At 43.0% G+C, this 6,046-nt stretch carries 6 protein-coding genes; all 6 read left to right on the top strand.

Translation table 11 applies throughout. From position 1 onward, the window contains the following. Positions 1-1,441 (top strand): putative bifunctional diguanylate cyclase/phosphodiesterase (locus CAG69_RS09700; protein WP_161443950.1); only part of this gene is annotated, 1,441 nt, incomplete at its 5' end. Positions 1,442-1,653: 212 nt separating this feature from the next. Beyond that, positions 1,654-2,847 carry a glycine C-acetyltransferase gene (locus CAG69_RS09695; protein WP_006741961.1) on the top strand — a complete coding sequence of 398 codons (1,194 nt, stop codon included), beginning with the start codon at positions 1,654-1,656 and terminating at the stop codon, positions 2,845-2,847. Between the two features lie 44 nt (positions 2,848-2,891). Further along, positions 2,892-3,923 carry an L-threonine 3-dehydrogenase gene (gene tdh / locus CAG69_RS09690; protein WP_161443948.1) on the top strand — a complete coding sequence of 344 codons (1,032 nt, stop codon included), beginning with the start codon at positions 2,892-2,894 and terminating at the stop codon, positions 3,921-3,923. A gap of 376 nt (positions 3,924-4,299) precedes the next feature. Then, positions 4,300-4,833, top strand: coding sequence for a Csu type fimbrial protein (locus CAG69_RS09685; protein WP_237668059.1), 534 nt, complete (start codon positions 4,300-4,302; stop codon positions 4,831-4,833). After that, entirely contained in the window at positions 4,834-5,370 is a 537-nt protein-coding gene (locus CAG69_RS09680) for a Csu type fimbrial protein (RefSeq protein ID WP_225461341.1), read from the top strand. Between the two features lie 39 nt (positions 5,371-5,409). Beyond that, positions 5,410-6,046, top strand: a 637-nt coding sequence (locus CAG69_RS09675) for a fimbrial biogenesis chaperone (protein WP_161443945.1), incomplete at its 3' end; no start/stop codon positions are given.

Here is a 6,046-nt window from a genome sequence, read left to right as displayed (position 1 = left end):
GTGTTATGCGTTCATCACAAACAATAATAGAATTGAGTTGAAAATTAAACTTGAAGAAGAGAAAAAGCGAAAAGACATACTTTCTCAACAGAACCGAAAACTAACTAACGAAATTGAACGCCGAAAAGCGTCTGAAAAAGAACTCGCCTTCCAAGCTAAATACGATACGTTGACTAACTTGCCTAATCGCAGCTACGGTTCTGAGAGACTGGCTTTGGAGTTGATTAGAGCGTCACGTAGTGGCTCAAAAGTATTGGTCATGTTTATTGATTTAGACCACTTTAAGCAGATTAACGATTCAATGGGTCACTTTGTTGGCGACGAGATCCTTAAACTTAGTGCTCAACGACTGCATCAAGTCGCGAGAAAAACAGACTTACTGGCGAGAATTGGTGGGGATGAGTTTTTATTAGTGATTCCTGACTTGCCTGATAATGACACCGCGAAGCGCGTTGCTTCAAGCGTGCTTTCGGCGTTTAACGATCCATTTGTATGGAACAACCATGAATTCTTCTTGAGTAGCAGCGTCGGAATGTCTGTATTTCCGGATGATGGAGATAATGCCGAGCAGCTCCTCGCCTGTGCTGACATGGCGATGTATCGCGTGAAGCAAGATGGACGCGATGCCTTCTGCTTTTATAACCACAATATGAACCAAGACTTGCAACGCTATTTGGATTTGGAAAATCGACTAAGAAATGCCATCTCCAGCCAATTACTAGAGTTGTATTATCAACCTATTATTGATCTGAGCAGTGGTAAAATTGTTGGCGCAGAAGCGTTAATGCGTTGGAATGATGAGAAGTACGGGTTCGTAAATCCTGAAGAGTTTATCTCTATTGCTGAGAAAAATGGCTTGATTCATCAAATTGGTGAATTCGCTATCCAGCAAGCGTGCCGCCAAGCGGCGCAATGGCAAAGTCTGACGCCGCTGTTTGTTTCTGTGAATTTCTCCAGTGTTCAATTTAGGTATTGTGATCGCTTACTTGCGTTTATTAAGAAGAGCCTTGAGGAATCTGGTCTTCCATCAGATAAGTTCGATATTGAGGTGACAGAGAGCCTTCTCTTTAACCACGACTCAGAGCTATTAGACATGCTCAATAACTTAAGAGCGTTAGGCACTAAGCTTACCATCGATGACTTTGGTACTGGCTATTCTGCGTTGAGTTACTTACAGAAATTTCCGTTCGATCGCCTTAAGATTGATCGCAGCTTTATGCAAAATATGTTCGAAAACGACTCCGATCGTGAGCTCGTCAACGTGATCATTGCAATGGCGAAAGCGCTGAACCTTAAGATTGTTGCTGAAGGCATTGAAGAACAGCGTCATGTCGATTATCTAAAAGACTTAAACTGTGAGTTCGGGCAAGGTTTCCACTATAGCCGCCCGTTACCAGCCAAAGACTTTGAAGCACTACTTAAACAACCAACTGGGCTATAACTCCTTTTATTACAATATTATAGGAAAGCATTAATTGAATTCGTGCCTTGGATTCATTAATGCTTTTCCACCTTAAGGGATAATCCTTCTTCCTTCCTTGAATTACACTACAATTAATTGATGAGTGATAGCCCGTGATGCCCGTCACATAAAGGCTCAACCTAATTCTAAACGAGTAAATACTCGCCAAAATAACCAGGAAGGAATTTCAAATGTCTTCTGCATTCTACCAACAGATTCAGCAGCAAATTGAAGAAGTGAAGACTGAAGGTCTTTACAAATCAGAGCGCGTAATCACGTCTCAGCAGCAAGCGGCTGTTAAAATCTCTACCGGTGAAGAAGTATTAAACTTCTGTGCAAACAACTACCTTGGTCTTGCTAACCATCCTGCGCTAATTGAAGCGGGTAAAGCGGGCATGGACGAGCACGGCTTTGGTATGGCTTCAGTACGTTTCATCTGTGGTACTCAAGACATCCACAAAGAGCTTGAGCAGAAGTTGTCTAAGTTCCTAGGTAAAGAAGATACGATTCTTTACACCTCTTGCTTCGATGCAAACGCAGGTCTGTTCGAAACCATTCTCGGTAAAGAAGACGCAATTATTTCAGACGCACTAAACCACGCGTCAATCATCGACGGTGTTCGTCTATGTAAAGCAATGCGCTTCCGTTACTCAAACAACAACATGGAAGAGCTAGAGCAACAACTGATTGCTGCGAAAGAAGCGGGCGCACGCCACATTCTTATTGTTACTGACGGCGTGTTCTCAATGGACGGCGTAGTGGCGAACCTTCCGGCTATTTGTGACCTAGCTGAAAAATACGGCGCACTGACCATGGTTGATGACTCTCACGCGGTTGGCTTCATGGGTAAAACGGGTGCAGGTACACACGAATACCACAATGTGGTTGACCGTATCGACATCATTACAGGTACGCTAGGTAAAGCAATGGGTGGCGCTTCAGGCGGTTACACATCAGGTAAAGCGGAAGTGATCGACTGGTTACGTCAGCGTTCTCGTCCATACCTATTTTCTAACTCTGTTGCACCTGCAATCGTAAGCGCTTCTATCCGCGTTCTAGATCTACTAGAAGAGAGCGGTGACCTACGTGACCGTCTATGGGAAAACGCAGCACACTTCCGCGCACGTATGGAAGCTGCTGGTTTCACAATGGGCGGCGCTGACCATGCGATCATTCCAATCATGCTAGGTGATGCGAAAGTGGCAGCAGAATTTGCTGAGCGAGCACTAGAGAAAGGCATCTACGTAATCGGCTTCTCATTCCCTGTGGTACCAAAGGGCCAAGCGCGTATCCGTACTCAAATGTCAGCAGCGCATTCTCGTGAGCAGCTAGATCGTGCAATTGATGCGTTCATCGAAGTTGGTAAGGACATGGGTCTTATTTAAGACTCTAGGTCCTAGATAATAGGGCCTTTAATGAAGGTTACATTATGAAAATTAAAGCATTATCAAAGCTAAATCCTGAAGAAGGCATCTGGATGACTGAGGTTGATAAACCTGAAGTTGGCCATAACGATATTCTGATCAAAATTAAGAAAACCGCTATCTGTGGTACAGACGTACACATCTACAACTGGGACGAATGGTCACAAAAGACAATTCCAGTGCCTATGGTTGTCGGTCACGAATACGTGGGTGAAGTGGTTGCGATTGGTCAGGAAGTTCGTGGCTTTGAAATCGGTGACCGCGTATCTGGTGAAGGTCACATCACTTGTGGTCACTGCCGTAACTGTCGTGGCGGTCGTACTCACTTGTGTCGCAACACGATCGGTGTGGGTGTAAACCGTGAAGGCGCATTTGCAGAATACCTAGTGATTCCTGCATTTAACGCGTTTAAGATCCCTGACGAGATTTCTGACGATCTAGCATCGATCTTCGACCCGTTCGGTAACGCGGTACACACTGCGCTTTCTTTCGATCTAGTCGGCGAAGACGTGCTCATCACTGGTGCTGGCCCAATCGGCATCATGGCCGCTGCAGTTGCGAAACACGTCGGCGCTCGTCATGTGGTTATCACAGACGTAAACGAGTACCGTTTAGAGCTAGCTCGTAAAATGGGTGTAACACGCGCAGTAAATGTTGCTGAAGAGAAGCTTGAAGATGTAATGGCTGAACTAGGCATGACAGAAGGCTTTGACGTAGGCCTAGAAATGTCTGGTAACCCAGCGGCATTCAACTCAATGCTAACCACAATGAACCACGGTGGTCGTATTGCATTACTCGGTATTCCACCATCAGATATGGGCATTGATTGGAACCAAGTGATCTTCAAAGGCCTAGTTATCAAAGGCATCTATGGTCGCGAAATGTTCGAAACATGGTACAAGATGGCTTCACTGATTCAATCTGGTCTGGATCTATCACCAATTATTACGCACCACTACAAGATTGATGACTTCCAAGAAGGCTTCGATGTCATGCGTTCAGGCATGTCTGGCAAAGTTATCCTTGATTGGGAATAATCTGCTCAAATAAGAAAGCGCTCCGAAAGGGGCGTTTTTTCCGTTTTTTAAACGCTTAGATTTTTTATTATTTAGCTCACACCCTATCTCTTTTCGTTTCTAAAAGCTGTCTAATTCAGAAAAAACAGCCTTCTTCGTGTTTCAACGTATGCAGAATACACTAAAGACCCTTTATTTAATATGGTTAATTGGTGGTTTTATATTCCAACCTAAAAGAATATCTCGGTGTAAAGCTCTGCTTTTCTTTTGACAACTACAATGAACTGACTTCTTTTTATCTTTTTAATCTTGATATGCACTTTGTTTTATTTGTTGAGCTATAACTAATAATACAATCATCTGTATAGAGTTCACAGAGATAGAAATGGAGCTTCATATGAAAATTTTTTGTTTGATTATTTCCTTGTTATTTACAGTGTTGAGCTTACAAACGAGGGCAGAGACAATTAGCGGTACGATAGACGTTTCGATCAATTTAGTGGAAGGTTGTGTCATTAATGGCAACAATGCGGTGAACGGTTCCAGTAATATTGGTTTTGGCTCATTAAATTTTGGTGACGTTCCGGCCATTTTTACTGAGCAAGAAGCAGTCTTGACTGGGGAAGGTGGTACGGGGATCGAAATACTTTGCAGCAATGGAGTCACGCCTACTTTCTCTTTAGTCAGTGGTGCCAACGATCCCAGTTCGACGACAGGTAATCACGCAATGACCAACGGATCCGAGTTTGTGGATTACACTCTCTTCACTGATTCAGATCGTTCTACCCAGTTTACCTCGAGTAACCCTATAGCACTCTCTACATTTAATGGTGTTGATTCAGAGACCATTAATTTGTACGCCACGGCATACGGTACCAGCAGCGTCGCAGGAAATTATGTTGATACACTAAACGTAACTCTGAGTTGGTAAGTGAACTCTATATTACTCAAAGCATTTTTATTCACCGCCTGTGCCACTTTTTCCTATCCTATTTTTGCAGCGCAGAGTGAAACTTTCCAAGTGTCAGCGACCATTGATACGGGGTGTCTGATCAATGGTGCGCTGACAGAAGAGAGTAACACTCAAATTGGAACAATAGGAGAGTTAAACTTTGGTGAACATTCTGCTATTTATGCTGCGGAAGTAGAAGGCAGCATCACCTACAACGGTGGGCTTACGTTAAGTTGTACCCCTGGCATAGCCATGAATATTAAGATTGACGGTGGTTTGAACGCTTCGCTAGGAGTACGCAAGCTGAAGCACACAGAAAAGTCGAGTACGGTGGATTATTTATTATTTGAAGATGCAGAACACTCTCAAGTATTAGACATTGATACCCCCTATTCTGTTGGAACTAATGAAGACCCTGACAACATTCAGGTGCCAATTTGGGCAAAGGCGATATTAAATGGAAATGAAATCGCTGGTATTTATACAGATACTCTTACCTTAACGCTTGAGTGGTAAGCGCTGTTTCGAAGAAATGATAACCTTCGGAGAAATTAAATGGATTTAATAATAAAAAGACTGGTTTTCGTCATTATTTTCTTATCAACGTTAACTTCACAGGCCTATGCTAATTCTCTCCTTATTTGGCCTATTTACCCTAAAATATCTTCTGAATCGAATGCGACATCAATTTGGATGGTTAATCAAGGCACTGAAGATTTTTATTTGCAGGTTCGTATTTTTCAGTGGGGACAGAAGGATGGACAGGATACATATGCGCAGCAACGACAACTGATAGCTACGCCTCCTTTTGTGAAAATTGCACCTGGTGCCAAGCAACTTATTCGTATATTAAATCAAGATGGGGCGCTTTCGAATAAAGAGTACGCATATCGTATTATCATCGATGAACTCCCGCCAGCTAAAGGGCCTCAAGATGAAAATAAAGAAAATGATCTGGCAGTAAAAGTGAGAATGAGATATTCCATACCATTGTTTATGTACGGTAAAGGGATGAAAAGACAATCCCAAGGAACAAATGAAGTTTGGAGCGGACTACAGGCAAAGATTATAAAGAGTAAAGATAAGAACCTTATTCATATAGAAAACACCAGTAATCACTATGTCAGATTAGTCAACCTAGCAGTGACTGCGCCAAACCAATCGCCTTTTATCGTTTCGAAAGGGTTAGCAG

The sequence above is a fragment of the Vibrio sp. V43_P6S15P86 genome, from assembly GCF_009904725.1.
GTDB lineage: Bacteria > Pseudomonadota > Gammaproteobacteria > Enterobacterales > Vibrionaceae > Vibrio > Vibrio diabolicus.
Note: the sequence above shows the minus strand (reverse complement) of the source record. Positions and strands in the feature narration are given on the sequence as shown.